The 22,574-nt window shown below is 45.4% G+C and carries 21 protein-coding genes and 5 pseudogenes; 7 read left to right on the top strand and 19 right to left on the bottom strand.

The window, feature by feature from the left end; translation table 11 throughout:
• Nucleotides 1-203: 203 nt before the first annotated feature.
• From RQN30_RS03160 to RQN30_RS03150, 3 genes and pseudogenes are all read left to right on the top strand, one after another.
• A pseudogene (locus RQN30_RS03160) lies at nucleotides 204-769 on the top strand (P27 family phage terminase small subunit).
• Nucleotides 770-789: 20 nt separating this feature from the next.
• Nucleotides 790-1,161, top strand: coding sequence for a hypothetical protein (locus RQN30_RS03155; RefSeq protein WP_353061212.1), 372 nt, complete (start codon nucleotides 790-792; stop codon nucleotides 1,159-1,161).
• A 656-nt stretch (nucleotides 1,162-1,817) separates the two neighbouring features.
• Entirely contained in the window at nucleotides 1,818-2,126 is a 309-nt protein-coding gene (locus RQN30_RS03150; protein ID WP_491608692.1) for an S-adenosylmethionine synthetase N-terminal domain-containing protein, read from the top strand.
• On the opposite strand, the gene RQN30_RS03145 is transcribed toward RQN30_RS03150, so the two are convergent.
• Nucleotides 2,094-3,173, bottom strand: a complete 1,080-nt coding sequence (locus RQN30_RS03145) for an IS110 family RNA-guided transposase (protein WP_353061211.1) — start codon at nucleotides 3,171-3,173, stop codon at nucleotides 2,094-2,096. The genes RQN30_RS03150 and RQN30_RS03145 overlap by 33 nt on opposite strands.
• 378 nt (nucleotides 3,174-3,551) lie before the next feature.
• Here RQN30_RS03145 and RQN30_RS03140 point away from each other — a divergent pair, with 378 nt between their 5' ends.
• Complete coding sequence (locus RQN30_RS03140; protein ID WP_353061210.1) at nucleotides 3,552-4,739, top strand: NUDIX domain-containing protein; 1,188 nt, start codon at nucleotides 3,552-3,554, stop codon at nucleotides 4,737-4,739.
• A gap of 5 nt (nucleotides 4,740-4,744) precedes the next feature.
• On the top strand, nucleotides 4,745-5,209 hold the full coding sequence (locus tag RQN30_RS03135; protein ID WP_353061209.1) for an HD domain-containing protein: 465 nt from the start codon (nucleotides 4,745-4,747) through the stop codon (nucleotides 5,207-5,209).
• 443 nt (nucleotides 5,210-5,652) lie between these two features.
• On the opposite strand, the gene RQN30_RS03130 is transcribed toward RQN30_RS03135, so the two are convergent.
• The 17 genes and pseudogenes from RQN30_RS03130 to RQN30_RS03055 form a co-directional block, all read right to left on the bottom strand.
• A complete protein-coding gene (locus RQN30_RS03130; RefSeq protein WP_038674404.1) occupies nucleotides 5,653-5,817 on the bottom strand; it encodes a transposon-encoded TnpW family protein in 165 nt (54 codons plus the stop codon).
• Between the two features lie 102 nt (nucleotides 5,818-5,919).
• Entirely contained in the window at nucleotides 5,920-6,123 is a 204-nt protein-coding gene (locus tag RQN30_RS03125; RefSeq protein WP_008750788.1) for a helix-turn-helix transcriptional regulator, read from the bottom strand.
• A gap of 744 nt (nucleotides 6,124-6,867) precedes the next feature.
• Nucleotides 6,868-7,428 (bottom strand): hypothetical protein, encoded by a 561-nt coding sequence (locus RQN30_RS12500; protein ID WP_491608691.1) that lies wholly within the window; start codon nucleotides 7,426-7,428, stop codon nucleotides 6,868-6,870.
• 48 nt (nucleotides 7,429-7,476) lie between these two features.
• A pseudogene (locus RQN30_RS12495) lies at nucleotides 7,477-7,608 on the bottom strand (MobA/MobL family protein); the annotation flags it as partial.
• A gap of 31 nt (nucleotides 7,609-7,639) precedes the next feature.
• Nucleotides 7,640-8,136, bottom strand: a pseudogene (gene mobQ / locus RQN30_RS12490) (MobQ family relaxase).
• Between the two features lie 237 nt (nucleotides 8,137-8,373).
• Nucleotides 8,374-8,694 (bottom strand): DUF3847 domain-containing protein, encoded by a 321-nt coding sequence (locus RQN30_RS03110; protein ID WP_014622648.1) that lies wholly within the window; start codon nucleotides 8,692-8,694, stop codon nucleotides 8,374-8,376.
• A gap of 105 nt (nucleotides 8,695-8,799) precedes the next feature.
• Nucleotides 8,800-10,274 (bottom strand): annotated as a pseudogene (locus RQN30_RS03105) (Lsa family ABC-F type ribosomal protection protein).
• A 93-nt stretch (nucleotides 10,275-10,367) separates the two neighbouring features.
• On the bottom strand, nucleotides 10,368-10,718 hold the full coding sequence (locus RQN30_RS03100) for a DUF4368 domain-containing protein (protein ID WP_353061208.1): 351 nt from the start codon (nucleotides 10,716-10,718) through the stop codon (nucleotides 10,368-10,370).
• A gap of 5 nt (nucleotides 10,719-10,723) precedes the next feature.
• Nucleotides 10,724-11,989 (bottom strand): recombinase family protein, encoded by a 1,266-nt coding sequence (locus RQN30_RS03095; protein ID WP_353061207.1) that lies wholly within the window; start codon nucleotides 11,987-11,989, stop codon nucleotides 10,724-10,726.
• Nucleotides 11,949-13,175, bottom strand: coding sequence for a recombinase family protein (locus RQN30_RS03090; protein ID WP_491608714.1), 1,227 nt, complete (start codon nucleotides 13,173-13,175; stop codon nucleotides 11,949-11,951). The genes RQN30_RS03095 and RQN30_RS03090 overlap by 41 nt, the downstream gene beginning before the upstream one ends.
• A 64-nt stretch (nucleotides 13,176-13,239) precedes the next feature.
• Entirely contained in the window at nucleotides 13,240-14,490 is a 1,251-nt protein-coding gene (locus RQN30_RS03085) for a recombinase family protein (RefSeq protein ID WP_353061206.1), read from the bottom strand.
• A gap of 42 nt (nucleotides 14,491-14,532) precedes the next feature.
• Entirely contained in the window at nucleotides 14,533-15,918 is a 1,386-nt protein-coding gene (locus RQN30_RS03080; RefSeq protein WP_491608690.1) for a phage portal protein, read from the bottom strand.
• A 90-nt stretch (nucleotides 15,919-16,008) separates the two neighbouring features.
• Nucleotides 16,009-16,302, bottom strand: a complete 294-nt coding sequence (locus RQN30_RS03075) for a hypothetical protein (protein WP_353061205.1) — start codon at nucleotides 16,300-16,302, stop codon at nucleotides 16,009-16,011.
• 246 nt (nucleotides 16,303-16,548) lie between these two features.
• Nucleotides 16,549-16,755 carry a hypothetical protein gene (locus tag RQN30_RS03070; RefSeq protein ID WP_353061204.1) on the bottom strand — a complete coding sequence of 69 codons (207 nt, stop codon included), beginning with the start codon at nucleotides 16,753-16,755 and terminating at the stop codon, nucleotides 16,549-16,551.
• 101 nt (nucleotides 16,756-16,856) lie between these two features.
• Complete coding sequence (locus tag RQN30_RS03065) at nucleotides 16,857-17,174, bottom strand: hypothetical protein (RefSeq protein ID WP_353061203.1); 318 nt, start codon at nucleotides 17,172-17,174, stop codon at nucleotides 16,857-16,859.
• Nucleotides 17,175-17,495: 321 nt separating this feature from the next.
• Nucleotides 17,496-17,738 (bottom strand): annotated as a pseudogene (locus RQN30_RS03060) (terminase TerL endonuclease subunit); the annotation flags it as partial.
• Nucleotides 17,739-18,016: 278 nt separating this feature from the next.
• Nucleotides 18,017-18,580, bottom strand: coding sequence for a hypothetical protein (locus RQN30_RS03055; RefSeq protein WP_353061202.1), 564 nt, complete (start codon nucleotides 18,578-18,580; stop codon nucleotides 18,017-18,019).
• A gap of 1,031 nt (nucleotides 18,581-19,611) precedes the next feature.
• On the opposite strand from RQN30_RS03055, the gene RQN30_RS03050 reads away from it, so the two are divergent.
• Entirely contained in the window at nucleotides 19,612-20,514 is a 903-nt protein-coding gene (locus RQN30_RS03050) for a sensor histidine kinase (protein ID WP_353061201.1), read from the top strand.
• Nucleotides 20,507-21,166 carry a response regulator gene (locus RQN30_RS03045; protein WP_353061200.1) on the top strand — a complete coding sequence of 220 codons (660 nt, stop codon included), beginning with the start codon at nucleotides 20,507-20,509 and terminating at the stop codon, nucleotides 21,164-21,166. The genes RQN30_RS03050 and RQN30_RS03045 overlap by 8 nt, the downstream gene beginning before the upstream one ends.
• Nucleotides 21,167-21,971: 805 nt before the next feature.
• Here the strand turns inward: RQN30_RS03045 and RQN30_RS03040 are convergent.
• Complete coding sequence (locus RQN30_RS03040; RefSeq protein WP_353061199.1) at nucleotides 21,972-22,574, bottom strand: hypothetical protein; 603 nt, start codon at nucleotides 22,572-22,574, stop codon at nucleotides 21,972-21,974.

Here is a 22,574-nt window from a genome sequence, read left to right as displayed (position 1 = left end):
TTTGAAGGAGCCGTCTTTACGGTTCTTATTTTCTCACAGACGGGTTGGGGGTATCGAATCTCTACGCTCTCATGGATGGTTAGCGGGCCGGACCCTTCGTGTGCAAAAACGCCGATTCAAACAAGGTATTAACCCCTGGCTCTCGTTTTGCCTGCCCTTTGGTTAGGCGTTTCACCTAGCCAAAGGAAGGAGGCAAAGCATTCATGGCTCGTGATGGTACGAATCGGGGCGGGCGCAGGGTGCGTGCTGGTGCGAAGCCTGATGCGCTTAATGAAAAGCTGGCTAAAGGCATGTCCGCGACCAGGCTTGAGGAACTGGCTCCGTTTGATTTTCAGGGTGTTGATATTGGTGAGGGCGCGGTGTTGTCTGGCGAAACCATGCCGGAGCCGTCTGAGTATTTGTCTGCGGTGCAAAGGACGGCCGCCCGCTTGGCGCTGACCTGGTGTATCGGGAAACGTGGGAGTGGTTGGATGAGCGTGGTTGTGCCCAGTTCGTCTCGAAACGTTTGATTGAGGCTTATGCGCAGGCTTTTGCCCGGTATGTGCAGTGTGAGCAGGCGATTAGCAAGTTTGGTTTGTTGGGTAAGCATCCGACGACGGGTGCGGCGATTGCTTCGCCGTTTGTGGCTATGTCGCAGTCGTTTGGTAAGCAGGCGAACGTGTATTGGTATGAGATTTACGACATTGTCCGCGCTAACTGCACCACCGACTACACGGGCGTGGCTCCAGGCGATGAGGTGATGGAGCGGCTACTGCAAATCCAAGGCTAAAAAATGGAAGGTGGTTGGGTGTGGGTTGGGCAAGGGTGACTGGCCGGGTGTGCTTACCTGTCAGACGTGATGGCGGCCTGGTGGGGGTTGATTCGGCGATGGTGACGTTTACCCCGACAGCGTCATTGATTATCGACCCCTTGGAGCCGGCTGTGATAATGCCAGCCCCGGTGGTGGTTGAGGCTCCGGCAGGTGTGTTGCCTGTGGTGGAGTTAGTGACCGCTGAGGCGGCTGGTTGGGTGTGGACGGTACGGATCACTGCCCAGTTTGAGGGCAGCCGGTTTTCGTTTGGGCCTGCGGTGTTGGAGCTTGTTGATGGGCAGGTTTTCGATTTATCGCAGATCGCGGTTGCTGATCCTGCCACGCCTGGGGTGTTTCATTCGCACCCGTGAAGTATCTGGTCTTAACGCTGCTGACTTGGTGGAATTGAAGAACCGTTTGCCGCTGCAAGGCTCAGGCCGCCCAGACAAACCCGAAACCACTAACGGCGTGATTACTGGTGGTGAGTCGTCTGGGACAATGTTTTACTCCACCGATGGCGGGCATGTTGGGGCTTGGGGTTGGCAAAAACAAGCCGATGTGTGGGTGCCGGTGATTTCGGATACCGGCTGGTGTCGGATTGCCCGGCCTGCCAATACTGCTGATTACAGTTTTAACCGGTGGTCTGATTGGGGTGATTGGTGGATTCGCCGCCAAGCCAGCACCGTGTCAATATTTATCCGCGCCTACTGTGTGCAAGCAACGAGCGGGTTGAAAAGGTTTGCCACGCTACCGGAGGGTTCCATCCTGCTAGAACCACCATGTTGTATGCCTCAACCTTCCAACTGCAAGCCCACCAGAGCCAGGCCGCGTTGTATTGCATGAAAGCCACCCAGGCAGGTGACTTTATTCAAACCAGCCTCACCTGGGACACCAACCAGCCCTGGCCAAATACTCTGCCTAAATAACCAGGAAAAACCTTTTTGTATCTGTTTTTTGCAGCGTCCATCCCAGACACGGGTGGGCGTTTTTCGTTGTTCTCAAAAGTTTTAGAAAGTGAGGTTTTGTTGTGATTAGAACTGCTGAGGCTGTTTGTATTGGTCACCCCGACAAACTGTGTGACCTGATTGCTGATCAGGTGTTGGACGATATTTTGTGTGATGATTCTGCTGCCCGTGTCGCGGTCGAAGTGTTGGCTGCTGGTAGGCGGATTGTGGTTGCTGGCCAAATCACCACCAACGCCGGTAAACCCAATATTCGCCAAAGCGTGCATACCGCTCTAGGCAAAGCGGGTTATGACCCAGCCAAGTTTAGGGTTAAGACCTGGCTGACGCTTCTATATTTGTCAAGCTGCGAGAGTGACTTGTTTGCGGGTTAGTTCTTTGGTGAGGAGCCGGTAGATTTTGCGTGCGAGGTAACGTTTTATCAGCCGAATAGTCTCGCGTTTGGTTTTTCCTTCGGCTAGTCGTTTTTCCATGTAAGCGCGGGTCTGGTCATCGTTTCTCAGGCGTACGAGAGCCACGGTATGTAGAGCGTTATTGAGTGCTCGGTCTCCGCCTCTGTTGAGCCGGTAGCGTACCTTGTTTCCTGACGATGCTGGTATAGGGCTTGTCCCCGCTAGGGCAGCGAAAGCCGCTTCGCTTTTGATCCTGCCCACGTGGGAGTAAGAGATAATCATTTGCGCGGCGGTGACAGGGCCTACTCCTGGCATTTCCAGTAGCGCTGGCGTCACCAGCTGAACGATCATTGCTAACTGGTTTTGGTTTTCTGCCAGTTGTGTTCGAGCGTCAATGATGGTTTTGGCTAGGCGTTTTGCTTCTTGTTTGGCAACGAGTACGTCGATAGCGTCACCGGGTTGTGCCTCAAGTGCGGCGATTTGGTGGATCTGTTTTACCGACAGTGCTCGTCTGGCATCAATGCCAAGGTCTGTACAGCGGGTCAGAGCTGTCAACGAGTTGATGTTAACGGTTGTGGCACGTGTGAGCTGTTTCCTAGCAGCAACCAGGATACGCAGAGCCTCACGATAATCTCCTTGTTTTGGGATAGTCAGCTCGGTTTCATCTTTACCAAGAGTCCTAGCGGCGATCTGAAAGGCATCAATTACATCGTTTTTAGCGAGTTTCTTACGACCCCTTACTAACAGGCGTGGGGCTTCAACCACGCGGTAACCTGCCTGCTCTAAAGCAACACGGAACCTAGTGCCATAGGAGGCTGTGCCTTCCATAGATACTAAAACCTCACGTAAATCAGCTCTTGTATGTTTGGTGATCCATGCTTGCGCGCGGACGTGTCCTTGAGAAGTGTTGGCGAACGTCTGACAGACGATTTCAGCACCTGTGGCGCACTCTAGGATCGATAACACATGGTTTCTGGCGTGTGTATCGACGCCTACGATGAAACGGTAGAGGTGTGCGACAATTGCCATATGGATTCAACCTCCTCGGTTGTTGAAACGTTGGGTTGTTTCTTACCTTGAGGTCTGATCCGGCATCGTGTTCTTAGAGTCGTGTCTAGGACTTGGTTTGCTGGCAATACTGTGACGAGTCACGCCAACGAAAACTGGCGGACATGCTTCTAATCAAGCCAATACATACCGGCCGGGTCAGACCACAACCCTCGCAGCGGACATGTCAGCCAAAAAGCACCAGAAACTTTGCTCCCCTTACAGGGAGATCAATATCTCTGCGCCGGTATATACACGAGTCACGCCACCAGAGCTATGGTCTAATCCTGCCAGCCGATCCCAGACCAGCCACATCAAAAAGTCTCACAGTATCGTGCCAAGCTGGAGGTGGCCTCGGGATTGCTCGCCAACACTGCTCAGTCAGTCCAGGCCGTCGCCAACCAAGTGAATGCTGAGGCTGCAGAAAGAACAAATTCATTTCTGACCTACGCTTCTGCCGTGTTCTTCATTCCTACCCTCATCATTTCTTTCTTCTCAATGTCCATTATTGGGCTCAACGACTCAAACTCTGTACCTTCGACCCTATTTGTCTTTTTGTTGTGTCTGATCAGTGTGATCGTGGCTCTGGTTTTGCTTCTTCTGTTCAGAATGTTGCTTACTAGATCTCGTAAAAGGGAAATAAATCAGGTAGGTGAATTAGTGTTTGTCAAACTCGATGCTAAGGAAATTGAGCACTCTTTGAACGATGCCACCCGGCAGTACTTGGTCGGTCATCTAAGTAGACCACAGGAACTAGAACATCTTGATACTGAAGATTTAGAGATAGGAATTACCAGTTATCGGGATTTCAGTAGTGAAGAACCTCATGTGCATGCCACTTCCGTCGAATACCAATATGTGTTGTCAGGCTGGACACAGTATTTAGACGTAGAGTCTGGAGAAGAGTTTAACTTCAAAACGGGAGATTTTTATGTAATCTACCCAGGCACATCCTATGCTCAGAAGTCGAAACCTGGTACCCGTATATTATTTATCAAAGTGCCTTCAATCAACGATAAAGAGAGAATCGCCCCATCGAAAGTGGTAGCGAAGTGGATGGGTGAACGGCTAAAGACTGTACGAACTGACTATTATTACGACCCAAACGCTCCAATGCCCAATTCAATCCATCCTGCGGTCGCTGTAGCCGTCGAACACGACGGGTCGATTCTAATGGTGCGCAGGGGAGACAGTGGCAAATGGACATTGCCTGGTGGCACATTGGACTTTGGTGAAAGTCTTCCTGAATGTGCTGTCCGAGAAATGCGCGAGGAGACACATTTGGAAGTCTCTTTAAAGGAAGTAGTGGGCACCTACACGGATGCCAACATTCGCGTGGCTTATACGGATGGTGAGGTGCGCCAGGAATTCACGATTGTGTATTTCGGTGAGGCGAAGAGTCACGATGTCGTGATCGACTCGGAGTCAAGCGAATATAGGTGGGTACCGTTTGCTGAACTCAATGATTTAGAAATGGCGGATTCCCAACGCAGGCGTATCAAAGATTTGCTCAATTATTTGACCACTGGCGAGAAAAAGATCGGATGAGTCGCATGCCTGACAACTACATCGGTATCGATGAAGATCGACTAAAGCATGTTCGAGCAGTCGGAGCGAGAGCATCGGAACTGGCTGCAGAGCTTTTTGGTTGGGATGAACAGAAGTGTCGTGACATGTTCGTTCTCGGCTATCTTCATGATGTTGGCTATCAGTATGCGCCTGATCAGCTTCAACATGAAGCAATAGGCGGGGAAATTCTAAAACATGCTGGGTACAGATATTGGGCGGAAGTATATTATCACGGTGTCCCTAATTCTCCTTATCGCTCGGATGAGCTATTTATTCTTAACGTAGCTGATATGGAGACGTCTAAAGACGGTCAGCGCGTTACAATGAACGATCGTCTCAATGATATAAAGCAACGTTATGGCGATACTTCAGAGCAGTTTATAAAAGCAGATACCTTAATGCGGGAGCTCCAAGAGCGAATCCGACAGCTTCTCGAAGCTGGCAACTAATCACTCCCTGCATGGCTTTTAGGAGCCTCATTTCAGGGTCGGTCATTCATAGATCTCGGTGCCGTCTTTAAACATCACGGCTGCGTGCCCGTCAGGGGTGATGTTGATTCGCTGGCATAGGGCGTGGAATGTGGCGGGGTTGAATTCTCCTGCTGTATCTAGGTCGGTGAGGGTGCGGCGGTAGTTGGCGAGTTGGGCTTTGATTCCTTTGCGGCGTTCGATTTCTGCTTGTGCGGTGTTGTAGGCATCAATGGCTTGCTGTTGCCGTGCTTCGAGTTCTTCGAATCGTGCCTGGTATTCGCTCTGGTCTTGCGCCTGGGTGGCGTTGGCGCTGATGGCTTGCCGGATGAGTTTGGTGCAGGCCTCGATCTCAGCTGCTTGTGTGATAGTGGTCGCCTTTGGGAAGATTTGTCAAGGACATAAACAAAATTTCTTTGACAAATTTATATCTTCTCTGTTTCTCTCTTAATTAGCTTCAGTATTTTGTCCTTGTATGTTTCTCCTGTACCTTGCTTAAAATGTAGGTTTACAGTATATTTTGTCTTCCCCATATCCATAATTAACTGTTTATGTGGTGGTGCTTGTATTTTCCTTTTTTCTTCTTCCATAAATTCTCCTTTCCATTTTTAAACAATAAAAAAACAGTAAACCTTTTTGATTTACTGTTCTGTGAATTGTATATTATATTTTCCTAAATTAAATTGTGTATCTCAATCATCTGTAAATTCAAATAAATCTTCTACACTAACATTAAATACTTTTGCAATATCCATAGCTAATTTTAATGACGGATTATATTTCCCATTTTCAAGATGTACAATAGTTTCTCTTCTGGCATTTACCATTTCAGCAAGTTCAGATTGCTTATATTTTGCCTTTTCTCTATATTCTTTCACCTTCGTTATAAATGCCATAATTATACCCCTTTAGAATCCATAATTAAAAATATAATCGTACGGAGTATTGTAATTGCAATTACGCTTCCGATAATAAGCCATCCCATAACTGCTGTTGAAATTGCGTTTACATGACCTAAAATTCCTCCTAAATATGCTATAATGACCATCAAAAGACAAAAAACTTTCAAGCATATCGCATCACATCTTAATAGATTTTTTCTGCAAATTCATCAAAGTATTCTTTCTTATATTTTTTACTCTAAAATAATGTACTATCAGTATCAAAAATAAAAGAAAACCCCAATAGCTTGAAAATTGTCGATATTCAGGCTGATAGTCGCTTCTACTCCACAACCAATAATACCCTGCAATTAAAATTGCAATAATAATTTTGTTGCAACAACTTCTCGTATAGATACTTTGTTTTTCATTTCAAGTTCTCCTTACATATAATTTCAAGTGATATATTTCTAACTCGATGTTATAAATATATCACATAACAATTTTAATGTCAATGGTAAAGTTATAAATATTTCACTTTTTTGTTTTTATAACTCTAACTCATTCTTCTTTACCTGTGATAGTCGCTTTTCTTGTTCCTGTAACTGCTCTATACAGGTTTTAACTTTTTCTGCTTGTCCTACTTCCTCTCGTATCTCCAATATTTGATTATATAGACTCTTTTTTCTTTCTTCAAAGTATCAACTTCCGATTTCCATTTGCTAATGGCTAAGTTCTTGCTTTCTCCTAAATGTTCTTTCAGATATTTTTCGCACTCTCAAATAAAATAATCTCTGCCGTATGCTCATTATAAAAATATTCCTGTTTGTTTTTCTTTAACTTGGTATAAGCTTTGTATGTGTCTTTATGTTTCAAATATTTCTCTGCTTGGTCGATAAGCTGTACTCTGTCATTGATTTTCTTCTCGGTATCTTTTAAGGCTCTTGTGGTCTTATAACTTTTATCTCTTAATGATGATATACTTTCTTTCAATTCAGATATTGATGTAATATTTTTCTCTTTCAAGAATTGATAACTTTCAATATATTTTTCTAAGTCTATATTACTATTATCTGCATTTTCTTTTATGAGATGAGAGAGCATATCTGTTAAATCATTTTGTTTTGGTAGGGTGGTGGATTGTATAGCCATATCGTCCTGTTTATCTTTTGATGTATCATTATTTTTATCTTTCGTTAAACTCCTTATCCATCTCATTAAGGCTTTTATTCGGATTGAGATTTCTCTCAAAATCGCATTTTGGTGTTTGATTTCTCGGTTGATATTTCCTCTATCTGTGGCTATGCCTTTCCTCTCCATTTGGGTTGCTGATACTCCTAAATGAATGGTCGGTATTTGTTCTATACCTTGCCTTTGATAAGAACGATGGTCTACTTTTTCTTGTATGCTATTTTCTTCAAGATATTTGTTTGTGATGTCTGCCCATGATTTTCTCCATTCTTCTGCTTTGTCTTGTTCATTCCAATCTACTGTATCTATTTTTTTGTTTTGTAATTGCCGTTTTTGAGTTTTATCTTTTCTCCATTTTCATCAAGGATATATTCCTTTTTGATTTTGCTCCCCATGTTTTATCTTCGTTTAATGGTCGCATAGTCAAAAGTATATGGGCGTGTGGGTTTCCGTCATTTTTATCGTGTAAAGCAATGTCGGCACACATACCGACTTTTACAAAATTTTCTTTTACATATTTTCGTACAAGCTCTATCTGTTTTTCTCGATTTAGTTCTTTGGGTAAGGCAATTTCTATTTCTCTTGCAAGCTGTGAGTTTTTACTTTTTCTATTTTCTCGACGCTGTTCCATAAGACAGAACGGTTTGAAAATTCTTCAGGTGCATTTTGCGGTAATAGAATTTCGGTATAGGCTATTCCGCCTTTTCTTGTAAAGTCGTGGACTATTCCGTCATACTCATTTTTTATCTTTTCGCCACTACGATAGGCAGAAGCTGCTACTGCACTTTTGCCTTTTCCTCTTGAGATAATCTTTATACTAAGATGATATATCGCCATAAGTAAAACCTCCTCTCTTTTCTGATGTGGGTATGGTGGCGATGATAAAGACTTCCTAAAAAAATCGGATAGCTTTTATCCGATTTCTTTTGGGAAGTACACAAGGGGTAGGAAATTTATTTCCGTAGGGGAGTGTAGCTCCCCTGTATCAGCTTTAGCTGATATGCTCTCTGCAAGAGCCTTCGGAGAACGCACACACCCTTTAGGGTGTATAAGTGCGCCCTTGTAAACAAGGGACTATTCCTCTGTGTTCATTTCTTCCTCTTGTGTTTCTATAATTTTGTTTTCGCTTTGTTCTCGCTTTTCTATGATTTTTAGAATTTTTTGATTAACTGCTTCTTTGATATTTTGGAATGTGATTAGCTGATAGAATTCATCTTTGGTAAAATCCTTGCTTTCAATAAAGATACTTTCAAAGACTGCTCCTTTTTCATAAAGCCGTCTATCTCTTTTCTTTCGTTCTTCCTGCTTCTGTTGACTAATGAGCTTTTTTCTTTTGTTTTGTAACTGCTTAATTTCTTCTTCTGCCATTAAAATTTTTTCATCTATATTTTTCATTTTGATTTCCTCTCTTTCTGTTTTTGTGCATAGAAAAAACAGTAAACCTTTTTGATTTACTGTTTCTGTGCTAGTCTTTTTCTAAACTTTGATTGTTTATTTCATTTATAATTGTATGATTTTATTGGCTATATCTTCTACAAATCGCTTATCGTGTTCCACAAATATGAGTGTAGGCTTTGCTTCTTTTATAATTTCCTCAATCTGTATTCTTGATATTACATCTATATAATTCAGTGGTTCGTCCCAAACAAATATATGAGCTGGCTTTGATAAACTTACAGCAATTAAAACTTTCTTTTTTGTCCATCGCTATAGTTCTTCATATCCATTTCAAATAATTCTCTTACAAAATCTAATTTCCTAAGAATTGTTTTGCACAATGTTTCATCAACATCTTGCTTATGAATATACTCATTTAGGCTACCTGTTAAATTAGATGTATCTTGAGGAATATACGATATTTTTAAATTACTTGCCGATTTTATTTCACCAATATACTCATGATGTAACCCTAATAAAATTTTAATCAAGGTTGATTTTCCACTACCATTTTGACCATATATAGCCACTATATCGCCTTGTTTTATCTCGAAACTTACATTGCTTAATATCTGTCTCTCTCCATAGCATGATGATAAATTGCTAACCGATATTAGAGGATTTTTATGATGATGTAATGGATGCAATAATAAACTTTCCTTTGTTTCAATATCTTTTAGTAAACTCTGTTTTTCTTCTATTGCCTTGTTTTGTCTATTCTCCAAATTCTTAGATTTTTTCATCATCTTGGCTGATTGATGACCTATATGTCCTTTGTCTGGTTTTACACCTGATACTTTCACACCATTTTTAGTATTTTCAATTTTATCAGACCAAATTTGACTTTGTCTTGCAGCCTCTTTTAATCGTTTAATATCTTTTCTTAATCTCTCATTTTGACTAATTTCAAATTGGTCTTTCATCACTTTGTTTTCATACCATGATGTAAAATTTCCTGATTGGACATCAATAGAATTCCTGTTAATAGAAATAACATGATTGATACAACCATCTAAAAATCTCTATCATGAGATATAAGCAAAAATCCTTTTTACTTTTCAGATATTCACTTACAATTTTTCTTCCGTCCATATCTAAATGGTTTGTTGGTTCATCAATAAGTAAAAGCCATCTTCTCTTGTAAACAAAATAGCTAAAAGGATTTTTGTTTGTTCTCCTTTAGAAAGCGTTTCAAACTCTCTGTAAACAAGGTTCTCATCTACATTTAGCAAATTAAGTTCTCTAAATAATTTCCATTCTTCCTCATCTGATATTAGTTCTTTATATAACTCAATTCCTAATTTTGAAGTATCAATTATATTTGGTGGAAATTTAATAAATTCAACATCCTTGCTTATTTTACCTTGATAAGTTTCTTGATTTAAAAGTAACTTAAATAGAGTTGATTTACCAATTCCATTTCTTCCTATCAATCCTATTTTCCAGTTCGTATCAAAGGAAAACGATACATTTTCAAATATAGGTTTTACATATCCATAATATGAGAAAGTGAGGTTTTCAATTTTAATTGCCGACATAGAAACACCCCCTCGCAATCCTATTTTGTTTAATATTATACCATTTTTAAGCCATTTTTTCTATATCAGCTTTCTGTGGTACTTGACAGTTGCCTATAAAATTAAAGTAAACATCAACTTGTTGTTTTCTGTCTTTTCCTTTTCTTCCCCTGTTGCTTCATGGACTACTACTTTTTCTATATACTCATTTATCATTGGCACTGTAAGTTCCTCAATGTCGGTATATTTTTCTATCATCTTTAGGAATTTATCGGTGTCCACTTTTCTCTGATGATAACTTTCTATTTCATCTTCAAAATACTGTATTTGCTTTTCTAAGTCTTGTTGCTCCGTATCATAGGTATTAAATAATCTATCAAAGTGTTTTACAGGGATTTTGCCAAGTGCATGGTCTTCATATAGCTTTGTAATGAGGGTGGTTAGTTCTGCGTTTCTTGATGACAACTTTTCTAATTTCGTTGTATCTTCTTGATACTTTTCTTCTCTTTTTCATCGGATAACTTGTTCATCACTTTTAGAAATTCTTGCTTTTCTTCTTTTGCAAAGTCTGTGATTTCTTTAATTGATTTTAATAGAATTTCATTCACTGTTTTTACTTTGATGTAGTGCATACTGCAAGTACCTTTTCTATGCCTATAATGTTGGCATACAAAACAATAATCACAATCGTATTTCTTTTCTTTATGTTCTGCCGGCTCTCTGTAACTTAACTTTCCTCCACAATCTGAACAGATTAAAAGTCCTGTAAATGGGTGGGATGTTGTCCCGTACTTCGGACTTCTTCTTACTGTCTTTCTTAACCTTTGGGCGTTATTCCATGTTTCTTCATCTATGATAGCTTCATGGGTATTTTTGAATATAATGAGTTCATCTTCTTTCGCCTTTCTTCGTTTCTTGGTCTTATAATCAAGGCATATTGTTTTACCAAGTACAGTATGTCCCATATATTCTTGCTTTTCTAAGATATAGCTTACTGTGGTTGGTGTCCAAAAATACGGGTCTTCTATTCCTCTTTTCTTGGAACTGTGGTTATTTTCAGGATAGTGTATTTCTGCATAGGCTGATGGGATAAGGACTTTATCTTTGGTTAGTATATCTGCTATCTGTGTTACGCCATATCCCTCTATTACAAGCCTATAAATGCGTTTTACGACCTTTGCACTCTCTTTATCGACAAGTAGCTCCTGTTTATTCTTAGGGTTTCTATAATAGCCGTATGGTACGCTTGGTGATACTCTTTTGCCCTCTTCCATTCTTGCTCTGAAGATGGATTGTATTTTTCTTGAGGTATCTCTTGCATACCATTCATTCATAATATTTAGAAATGGGGTAAAGTCGCTTTCTGCTTGTTTTTCGCTGTCTATTCCGTTATTGATGGCGATAAATCTTACTCCCTTTTCTTTGAAAAGTATTTCGGTGTAAAATCCTACTTTGAGGTAATCTCTGCCAAACCTACTCATATCTTTTACTATCACAGTAGATACTTTGTTTTCTTCTACTGCTTTTATCATTTTTTGAAATCCATCTCTATCAAAGGTTGTTCCGCTAACTCCATCATCAGTATAGTGATAGATATTTACAAAGCCGTTTCTTTTGGCATAGCTTTCAAGTAGTTGCTTTTGATTGGTGATAGAATTGCTCTCTCCTTGCATTTCATCATCACGACTTAAACGCTCATAAAGGGCTGTTTGTCCTGTTCTTTTCGTATTTGACATGAGAATTACCTCCTTTCCAAGTTTTATTATTTTCTCTGTCCTTAAAGGTTAATCCTTTTAGCTCGGTGGTGTCGGTGAGCGTGGTTTCGAGCAAGTCCCAGTCGATGAGGTTGCGGCGTTTAAGCAAGGTGGCAAGCGCGGTTAGAAAGATATGTTCGAGTTGCTCATCACGCAGGATGGGCATTTGGGCGGGATGTGGGCTGCGGTATTTGTGGTTGCATTGCCAGATCACGGTTTTGTAGGCATCGGTGGAATGCCATGTTTTAGACCCATAAGTATGGGCGCAGTGGGTGCAGAAGATCTTGCCGGTAAAGACGCGTTCGCGTCTGCCGCTACCGCGTGCAGCGAATTCGGCTTGGGCAAGCTCCCACGTTTCGGGACCAATGATCGCTTCGTGTGAGCCGGTCACATAGTATTGCGGGACTTCACCCTCGTTGATCTTCTTGGTCTTGGTGAGGAAGTCAACGGTGAACGTCTTTTGCAGGAGCGCGTCACCTTTGTATTTTTCGTTGGTGAGGATGGACTGGATGGTGGTGTGGCTCCAGCGGGTTTTGCCACGCGGAGTGAGCACACCGTCAGTATCGAGCGCGGCGGCGATTTGTGGAATGCTCATGCCTTCAAGGTAGTGGCGGTAGATGCGCCTGACTGTTTCGGCTTGCTCAGGGTTGATGATCGGCTGGCCGTTGGGGCCGCGGTCATAGCCGAGGAAGTTTTTGAAGGGCATGTTGACTTTGCCATCGGAGAAGCGTTTGCGCTGTCCCCAGGTGACGTTCTCGCTAATAGAGCGTGATTCTTCTTGGGCAAGGCTGGACATGATGGTGATTAAGAGTTCGCCTTTAGAATCGAGCGTCCAGATGTTTTCTTTTTCGAAGAACACCTCCACACCCTTATCCTTGAGCGCGCGGACGGTGGTGAGGGAGTCGACGGTGTTGCGAGCAAACCGGCTGACGCTTTTTGTGACGATCAAGTCAATCTTGCCGCTCAGGGCGTCGGTGATCATGTGGTTGAAGCCGTCACGGTGTTTGATGCTCGTGCCGCTGATGCCTTCGTCAGTGTAGATGCCTGCATACTGCCAGCCGTCGTGGGAGCGAATATAGTGCTCGTAGTAATCCACCTGGGCGGCATAAGAGTTGGCTTGGTCAGCATCATCTGTGGAGACGCGGGCATAGCCTGCGACCCGGCGAATGTTGGGCAGGGCGTGGTTGCCAGAGTGTAGGGGTTGGTTGCTGGGATCGCGGTGATTTTTGGCATCAGTGGTTCACCTCCAATCCAGTGCGGTAATCAATTGTCGTGCTTCTCCCGTCGGTGTGGTGGATGGTGAGGAGCCAATCGGGCGTAGCTTCAATGCGCTCAACCTGTTCAATGACGGTTTTGTCATCCCAATCGGCTAGATCCAAGGCGGTGCAGATGATGGCGCGTATCTTTTCCTCGCGGAGTTGGTGGGCTTTGCATGGATTGCCGCGACCTTTGGTGGCGGTTTCGCACCACCAGTACTTGTATTCTCCATGGGCTTGTTTCCTGGTGCGGCGCTGGTAGTGCTTGCCACATTGGGTGCAGGTGATCCTGTGGGTGAGCGCGCCGGTGCCTCCCGTGGGGGTCAGGCCACGCCCGCCGGATGCTCTACGTTTTGCCAGTTCTGTCTGTACCGCGTCAAAAGTAGCGCGGTCGATGATTGCGGGGTGGGAGTCCTCAACGAGGTATTTGGTGAGTTGGCCTGTGTTGGGGCTGCTGGTGCTTTTGCCGACGTGTGCTCGATAGTGTTTTTGGCAGATTGCATCGCCTGTATAGGTTTCGTTTTCTAGCCATTGACGGGTAACGGATGCTCTAAACTTGCCGCCGCCACGCGAGCGTAGCCCCTCAGCATTGAGCGTGTCGACGGTTTTCTCAGGGCTAATGCCTTTGAGGAATTCATCGAATACGCGGCGCACGATCACAGCTTCTTCCTCAATGATGTCGAGGTGGCCGTGGTGGTAGTGGTAGCCGTAGGGGTGGCGGGAATGCAGGTGCCCGTCAGCGTACTTTTTGCGGATACCCCATTTCGCATTCGCCGATATGGATTCGGATTCTGCTTGCGCGAATGACGCGAGCAGGGTGAGGAGGATTTCTCCCTCAGCGGTTGCGGTGTCGAGGTGCTCGCGTTCGAAACGCACCGATACACCAGCAGCAGATAGTTCACGCACGGTTTCGAGGAGGTCGACGGTGTTGCGGGCGAAGCGGGAGATCGATTTCGTCAGGATAATGTCAATACCACCATTAAGCGCGGTAGTAATCATGTCCTTAAACTCATCACGACGCGTCGTGCTCGTCCCGCTAGTGGCGTAGTCGCTGTAGACGCCGGCGTATTCCCAGCCAGGTGTGGAGCTAATTAACTGGTTGTAGTAGGACACTTGCGCGGAAAAAGAATGAGTCAGCCGCTCGCTTTCGCGTGAGACCCGCACATAGGCCGCCACCCGCAGGCGTTTGGTGAGTGCGGGGCGTGGGGGTAGTTTGTGGATCTCCATTCTTGCTCCCTTTTGGATCAATGTCGGTGTGTTTCCCTGCTTCTATACATCACTCTGTTCGCGCCATTTATCCAGTCGCTGTGGCAGTAACAGCGCCATAATCGCAGGCTGATACGAACCGATGAGAGCCTCTCGTACCCGCTGATAATCAGCCTGACAGATAGCACCAGCTACGCGGAGTTTTTCGGCACGTGCGAGCGTGACCCTGCAGACTGCCTCATGGTTCATCTGAATCGCTTTCATGCCGTGCTCCTGTGGGTCACGTAGCAGACATGGGAGCAATACTTGCGTTTCTTGTTGCCGTAGGCAGTGAATGTGGTTGCGCAGCCAGCGCAGGTAAAGGTGTAGATAGCAGTGCGCCTTTTCGCGCCTCAGGGTGTGCTTTCCACCAGGCACGCCGATGCTCCTCACTACAAAAACACGGTTTCTCATCAGCCGAGAGCAGAGTTTTGTGATGGCTTGTTCCTGCCTGATGACCCACGGGTCGAGCGTGTACTTCACAAACTCCAAGCTCTGCTGCTCAATATTGGAAAAGGACGATTTTTCGAGGTCGCCAACCATGTGCGGAGGGATACGGAAAATCCGGGCAATCTCGTTGATCTGAAACTTCCGTGTCTCGAGAAACTGTGCCTGCTCAGGCGAAATCCCTATCGGGGTGTATGTCATGCCTTCTTCGAGCACCGCGATCTTGTTCGAGTTACGAGAACCACCGAAAGTGGATTGCCAGGATTCGCGCACACGCGCTGGGTCTTTGATCGTGCCCGGATGCTCCAACACGCCGCCAGGAGCCGCACCATTAGCAAAAAACGAAGCACCGTATTCTTCGGTCGCAATAGCCAGCCCGATAGCGTTTTTCGCCATCGCAATCGGCGAATATCCCACCAAACCATCAAAACCAAGCCCTGGAATATGGAGCACATCAGCAGCGGTAAGCGTTACCTTCCGAGGCGCATCCACATTGGGTTCGTCGCCGGTGCGGGTATAGACGTACTCAAGCTCACCGTTATCGTTCCTGCCTACTTGCATCCGGTTCGGCATCAACGGATACAACCCCACTACGTCGCCGCGCCCGTTACGGATTACCTGCGCGTAAGCATTACCCCACAGCAGCAGATGCGTCATCAACGTTTCCCGAAACACGAAGCTGGTCATTTCAGGGTTCGGCTCATCATGCAAGAGCACATACAACGGATGCGAGAGTGCTTTACTTCGTCTGCCGTCCTCTTCGTAGTGGTAGACGTGTAGCGGCAAACCAGCAATCGCCTCGGAAAGAATGCGTACGCACGCATAGACCGCCGTCATTTGCATAGCCGAGCGTTCCGTCACCGGCTTACCAGATGACGTGGGGCCGAAAAAGAAGCTATAGCCACCGCTGGTGAGGGCTTTGTTCTCGGTGGGACGTTTCTTGAAAGGATTTATGAAACCCATAATTACGTCTTTCTGTAAACAAAATGGGAACCGGTTTTCACCAGTTCCCATTAAGGTGCACTAGAAAGTGCAATCAGTGCTTACTTGCTACTAGTCCAAGTGTGCAAGCTGTTTTTCTAACTTTCGACGTTGTCGATTCAGTTTCCATAGAGGAAATAAGCTGGCTGCCGTGTTCTTGCCAACCTGATCAACACTTGGAAGAGTATGTTGAGCCAACTCGACATTGATTTCTTCTATCGAAACGCCATCAGCCTTTAAGCGCTCAATAATTTCTTGCGCACGCATATTCTCTTCCGTTTGGCTTGGAAGAGCAGCAATCTCCGCTTTCACCGCATCCAACTCGCAGCGAAGCTGTGTTGCGTCTTTTCTCCCGAACAACATCATCGAGCTTGTTTACTTTCTTGACGTTGGGATCGTGCCTCCTTGAAACCAAGCACAATCGACAGAATCAATGGAACTGGCAATGCTATGAGCCACACGCGTGGATTATCAGAAACTAGCGTGCGAAACTCAACCAAGGAAATCACCACTACCAACAGCAAGTATCCAATGACAAATGTAGGAATAAACGTTTTTGTGAAATGTATCATGATAGTTTCTCCTTTTCGTCATTACTGCAAAACCGAGGTTTTACTGAAATGCACACCAAGCGGCTGCTGACGCAAGCGCTGCGGCGACTACAACAGGACCTCCGAGAGCTTTACCAGCTCCCGTCACGAAAGCTGGACCGAGTGCTCGAACGACAGTGGAAGCAGCCAGCCCCCAATTCCATGCCTTTACTGCCGTGACAATTGCCGTCCATGTTCCAGCGCCAAATGCCGTGGTAGGAATGCCCAAAGCTCCATAAATAACGCATTTCGCGTAAGAGGCTGCATCGCGATTCTCTATATCGCTAGAACCAGCATCCTGCATAGACGATGCTCTATTTAGCTGAATGGCTAGATCCTCGAAAACGAACAGGTGTTGTCCATAACCATCGGCAATAATAGCTTCCGAATTAACTGTGAATGTACCATCGGTTTGAGGAACATACCGTGTAAAAGGTTTTCTAGATCATCGGCAACCGTATCAATGGCTTCTTGCATCTGAGTGCCGTCATTCTGCTCGCTAGAACTCAAAAAGCTGTCATCGTAGGAAACAGCTGTTGTTTCTGGAGTTGCCTGAGCTGGCGCAGCTTGTGCTACGCCTGTTCCGCTGACAACGAGCAGACCTGACATTGCCAACGCGCTGATAGTGTTAATCAAGTTGTTTTTCATGATTTTGACTCCTTATGTTTCTAGCAGGAGTCCAGTGGGGCTCCCATTTTGTGTTTGAGTGTGATACCTCAGTGGCGACACAGATCCAGCCGTGCCAATAAACAGCGCTAATGCTGTAATTGCTCCTACAGCTGATTTTAAATGGTATGTGTTAACCATTAATTGTTCCTTTCGTCGTGCCGCCGCTGGTGATGGGCTGTGCAGCTTGGAATATGGGCTGCGATCTCTTCTTAGAGATACTACTAGTTAAGCATTTCTTCCTAGCACTACAACACCGACAAATGTCAGGGTGCAACCCTGACATTTGTCGGTGTTGTAGTGCTAGATGAATAACAGCCCGCGCTCGTCATACACCGATTCTGATGGCTCGTTGTTGCCGCCTCGGATGGCGCGGTCGAGTGCCATGATGAGTGCGACGATGCCGTCGATTTTCTCGGTGGACTTGGCTTTATCGGGCTTGATGTTGCCTGCCGGGTTTTGCCGCACCGTAATGTTGTCTGCCATCCACGCCAATACTGGGTGACCGCCGTGCGTGATCCTGCCTTCTAATAGTATTAGAACTAGCTAGTGGGTGACCCCAAGTTATTCGCTGGGGTCACCCACTAGCTATAAATAATAGTTAAGTGCACGGGGAGCTGCTTGACTACGCAGGGTCTCTAGGCCGCAAAAGCACCATTGCAGCAATGCATGTTAGAGAAACCAACGCCCACCCCCGTCCATAAAGAAAAGTAAGCGGGACAGACACAGTAGCAACGGTTCCAAGAACGGTGATCGCTATAACTTTCCAAACCCTATAGAAAGATCGCTTCAGATTAGTAGTAATCAGCTTCATTTCCAATCCTCTACAGCTGAAAACATCCAACTACTGCCGCCATGCCGCCAGCGCCGAGGGCGGCATAACCGCCAATACACGCTGCGCAGACGACTTTAGACGCTGTGGATTCTGGAAATGCACAAGCGCCTGCGCACGCAGCAGCAATGGCCCATACCGCTACCCCACCAACGCCCGTTGCCGCAGCCAAACATGCCGCGATTTTCCCTATAGACCGCTCCTGACTCAGGCTTGCTGCAGCCTCATCTGCCTTAGCCTTTAGATTCTGCATTTCCAGTTTCATTGCATCGTTATCAATGAATTTAACTCCAAGATCTTTGGATCGGATAAACTTCCCATCCACCCACTGCTCCATCCACAGGTTGCCGTTTTCCCCTTCAAAGTAGAGCGTCTCGGCGTAGTTGGAAATAGCACCGTTTTCTTCATAGACAACAGTAAAATTACTAATTGGGCTATAACCTTCAACAGGGATAGCAACAGTCGTGAACACTCTACCTTGTTTTTGCATTTTCAAAGCCACTGCAGCGTCGAAGTTTAGCTGCTCCACTGTCGAGGAGATTTCAATCTTTTTCAAGGAAGCATCCTGCTTAACGCGATTAAGCGCGACCTCCCGCTGAGTTCCAATAAGTTCGCTTGATCTGTCTGGTGCGTTTTCAGTGATTGAGCATTGGGGACTTTGGGGGTCACGTTGCTCCGTAGTTCCTATGTGCATCGCAGAAACTGCATACCCATCTCGAGACATATGCGAAGAATAGTTAGTATCGAAAGTCCGGTTTAACACGCGACCTATAGATTCAGCCACCTCCGCATGAGCGGGTTTCGCAGGTATGGTTTCCGCACCGGAAGCAAAACCAGTGGCACCCAGAACAAGAGCCCCAGTAGTGATCAACGTTACGCTTGCATAAAAGAATTGTTTCGTGGATCTCATCTTTGTTTCCTTTTGTCATACCACCGTTGGTGGCGGGTTACGCAGCTTGGGAATATGGGCTGCGATCTCCTCTTAGGATACTAATAGGTAACCATTTCTTGCTAGTGCTACAACACCGATAAATGTCAGGGTGCGACCCTGACACATATCGGTGTCGAAAAGCCATAGCAGGCTAGTAAGTTCGAAGAGTACAAGAAAAAGCGGACGATGTAGAAAGGGTGCGGTGACAGAAATGGTAGGATTGACGCGGAGAGCTAGTTCTCGTTTGATGGCTCTAGTAGTTGCTGGGCTGTTGGGTTTAGGGGTGGCTATCCCACCGAGCACGGTTGTGCTTGCTAGTGAACTAGAAACCACCACAACAAGCGTTGCAACAGTCAAAGCATACTATGGTAACCTGTTGTGTACGTTACTTCCTAAACTGCCTGGTTGCAAGAAAAACTAGTGATGTTCAAAGTCATTAAGCGCCATCTATACCCGCGCGCAAGCAGCTATAAGCTAGCCTATTTACTAACTGCTGCACTTATTATGATTTTTGAACTCATTATTCATCTCTCACCTCCCTTTTTCGACACTTCAACTATCTGGGTTTTAGCTTTCCTCTGTATAGCACTAGCTGCAGCCCCTTGGCTAGGAACTATTGGCGATTTATTTTTTCCCTTGCTTATATCGCGATAGGGTTGGCTGAATTTGATTCATCGCTGTCATTTCCGACATTCGGCATTACCTTGATCGCGGCCGTATGGATCATAAATCACCATACGATCAGAGCCTCCATACTCCTTGGCGGTGTGGCACTGCTGTCCTTGTGGCAAAATGATGACCTCCCATTCCAGCTAGTTAGTGAAATCCTCGTGGCAGTGTTGGTTTTTACTATTGCTTTACTGCTCCGATCCTCATTCGACAAGGCCAGCGAATCTGAGCGCGAGATTTCCAATGCACGTCGAGCATCACGCGAAGCAGTAGCCTCAATCCGAACCGAATTGGCTGCCCAGTTACATGACACAATCGCGAAGGATCTTGCTCAAGTGGCCATATTGGTGCAGAACATGGCTGCAGCGCATCCTGAGCTTGCTGACGAGATTGATCCGATCACAAATATTACCCAGGGTGCTTCTCGCCGGTTACGTCCAATGATCATGGACTTGAACCAAACCGTGGCTGCGCCGAGTTTTCGGGCAGCGGTGAAAGAATCCGCAGTGATGTTACGCTCCCGCAGCATGGTGTTGAAGGTGGAGATGGCGGCTGATATTGACCATTTGCTTTCTCGCCAGGCTTTGCTCACAGCGTCACTGTTTGTGCGTGAGACCGCCACGAACGTGTTGAAATATGGGCAATCCTCGACCAGTGTCGAGCTTTATGTGGATCTTGAGGGGAGCGAGCTGGCGTTAATGATGAGGAACCAGATTAGCACCGAGCCGATTGATCGCACGCTCACTGGTGGGTTTGGGTTAGCCAATTTGCAATCCCGGATTGAGAGCGAGGGCGGGCGTATGAGTTTCACTTCTAGCGGTGCCCACTGGATTATTAACGCTGCTATTCCTAACCTCAATCCTAGCATTACAGGAGGTAGCGATGAGTGAGGATATTCGCATCCTGCTAGCCGATGATGATCAGATCATTCGTGATGGTCTAGCTAATTTGTTGAACCTACAAGATGGAATTACGGTGGTAACAGCCGTGGAAAACGGGCGCGCGGCACTACACGTCTTAGCTGAACATCGAGTAGACGTGGCACTGCTGGATGTGGATATGCCTGTTCTTGACGGTATTAGGACCGCGAAAGAAATCGGGCGAATGTACCCCAATATTGCTGTGGTGATGCTGACCGCATTCGAGCACGAAGACTCACTCGCACAATCCTTAGCAAGTAATGTGCGCGGGTTTCTCACCAAAGACATTCTAGCCCCTGAGCTTGCCCAGTTAATTAAACAAGCCCACAGTGGTCAGCGTGTGTTCGGACCGCGCCCCACACAGCTACTCACAGAATCTTATATGGCATCCAGTAAAAACGATCCTACCTATGACGATTTCCGCCAAAAAGTAGATCAACTCCCAAACTATCTACGCTCCGTATTCGATCTGCTCATCCAAGCCCTACCCAACAAGATCATCGCCCGAGAGCTTGGAATCACTGAAGCTACCGCACGTTCGTACATTTCTGAACTCTTCACAGCTACCGGCTTTACCAATCGAGGTGAACTCACCATCACTGCCGTCAAAGCTGGATACTAATCTGCTCAAGCACGAGCTGGCGGGTACAAGCCTTAAACCCGCCAGCCGAAGAAGAAACAAAACAGTATTAATTACGATCGTTATTCCGTTTCCTTACGAAGGATCAATGTTTTCGGAATAGCCAGTACCGCTGCTGCGAGCATGATGAACTCGGCATAAGCTTATAGAGAAGAGTCCCTCAGAATTGTGCGATCCTGAGGGACTCTAGGGTATAGGAGATGCCTACATTACATTTCTAGATTGCGTTCCAATTTGATCCGTTTCTGTTTAACCGAGATAGGCAAACGTACACAGTAAGACGTAGATCTTACCAGTGTAATGATTTTGGAATATAAACTTAGTTAAACTCGTTATTGATACTTACACCCCTCTTTGTTTTTCGCGATAGTTTCGCCCGTAAATATATGCCACCATGATGATGAGTATTGTAAACCGAGTCCAAGAGGAATTTTGAATGGTAATCAAACCAATTGTGGAAGCCATATACAGTAGTGACCAGAAAACCTCAGAGAGACTTTCTTGAAAACGTCTGTAGATACTCCACACCGCAGCAACCGTAAGAATTGCGATCTCTACCAGATTTACAACGTCATTCCACGCAGAGAAAGTCAAGTTGGTCGCAAGAATGGTTAGAAACCCACCCCAGAAAATCTCAGGAACTATTGCAACGACACCAATGTTATCCTTATTAATTGGAATACACCTCCATTGAATTATTTGCCTTCGATTTTCACAGTAATTGGTGGGATTGCCCAATCAGAGTAGAAGGTAATACCTTTACCTTGATGAAGAGCCCCAACTACTTTCACGGCAAGATCTGCAAAAAAGCTCCACCTAAAATACTCGTTGCAATTCCTGCTGCCGTTCCGAGCGGACCAGCAAGCGATGTTAAAAGCGGCCATACAGCAGCAACAGCTGCAGGTCCTGCTTCAGCTGCGGTTGCCAAGAATGCAAATGTTCCAGCTTGTAAATCAGCATTGGAAATGTGAAAGAGACGAGCTGCGCGATTACTAGTAGAAGTTGAAGTTCTTTCAATGATGTTTATTACTGGCACTTGTCCAGCTGCAAAATTACAAAGCAGTTTTACTTCGTCAGAGGTAAAGTGGTACTTATCTTGGAGTTCTGCATCGGTTGCAGCGATGGAGAACTTTCCTGGTGCGGTAATGCTGCTTTTCAGCACAGGATTTGCTTGTGCTATTTTTGCTGCAAATTCTACTGCTTGCGCTTCTGTGAGTGTGATTGGTTCAGTTGGAGCTTTTTGTTCGCTATGCTTTGGTGATGAAGTAGCATGAATCGTATTTAAACTATTTGATGAACTGGTAGCATTTGCAATGCCTGTTGTTGAAATTGACAATGCGATTGTGCATAAGCTAGCAGCTGTAAATTGTGCAATTCTGTGTAGTTTCAA

The organism is Arcanobacterium hippocoleae (assembly GCF_040360365.1).
GTDB lineage: Bacteria > Actinomycetota > Actinomycetes > Actinomycetales > Actinomycetaceae > Arcanobacterium_A > Arcanobacterium_A hippocoleae_A.
This window is presented reverse-complemented; position numbering and strand designations above follow the sequence as displayed.

Bases quoted from the DNA above. Each gene is read 5' to 3' on its own strand.
- RQN30_RS03145 (WP_353061211.1), bottom strand. From the start codon at position 3,173: ATGGCAATTGTCGCACACCTCTACCGTTTCATCGTAGGCGTCGATACA.
- RQN30_RS03135 (WP_353061209.1), top strand. From the start codon at position 4,745: ATGCCTGACAACTACATCGGTATCGATGAAGATCGACTAAAGCATGTT.
- RQN30_RS03130 (WP_038674404.1), bottom strand. From the start codon at position 5,817: ATGGAAGAAGAAAAAAGGAAAATACAAGCACCACCACATAAACAGTTA.
- RQN30_RS03125 (WP_008750788.1), bottom strand. From the start codon at position 6,123: ATGGCATTTATAACGAAGGTGAAAGAATATAGAGAAAAGGCAAAATAT.
- RQN30_RS12500 (WP_491608691.1), bottom strand. From the start codon at position 7,428: ATGGAGAGGAAAGGCATAGCCACAGATAGAGGAAATATCAACCGAGAA.
- RQN30_RS03110 (WP_014622648.1), bottom strand. From the start codon at position 8,694: ATGAAAAATATAGATGAAAAAATTTTAATGGCAGAAGAAGAAATTAAG.
- RQN30_RS03095 (WP_353061207.1), bottom strand. From the start codon at position 11,989: ATGTCAAATACGAAAAGAACAGGACAAACAGCCCTTTATGAGCGTTTA.
- RQN30_RS03085 (WP_353061206.1), bottom strand. From the start codon at position 14,490: ATGGAGATCCACAAACTACCCCCACGCCCCGCACTCACCAAACGCCTG.
- RQN30_RS03080 (WP_491608690.1), bottom strand. From the start codon at position 15,918: ATGGGTTTCATAAATCCTTTCAAGAAACGTCCCACCGAGAACAAAGCC.
- RQN30_RS03075 (WP_353061205.1), bottom strand. From the start codon at position 16,302: ATGATGTTGTTCGGGAGAAAAGACGCAACACAGCTTCGCTGCGAGTTG.
- RQN30_RS03065 (WP_353061203.1), bottom strand. From the start codon at position 17,174: ATGAAAAACAACTTGATTAACACTATCAGCGCGTTGGCAATGTCAGGT.
- RQN30_RS03045 (WP_353061200.1), top strand. From the start codon at position 20,507: ATGAGTGAGGATATTCGCATCCTGCTAGCCGATGATGATCAGATCATT.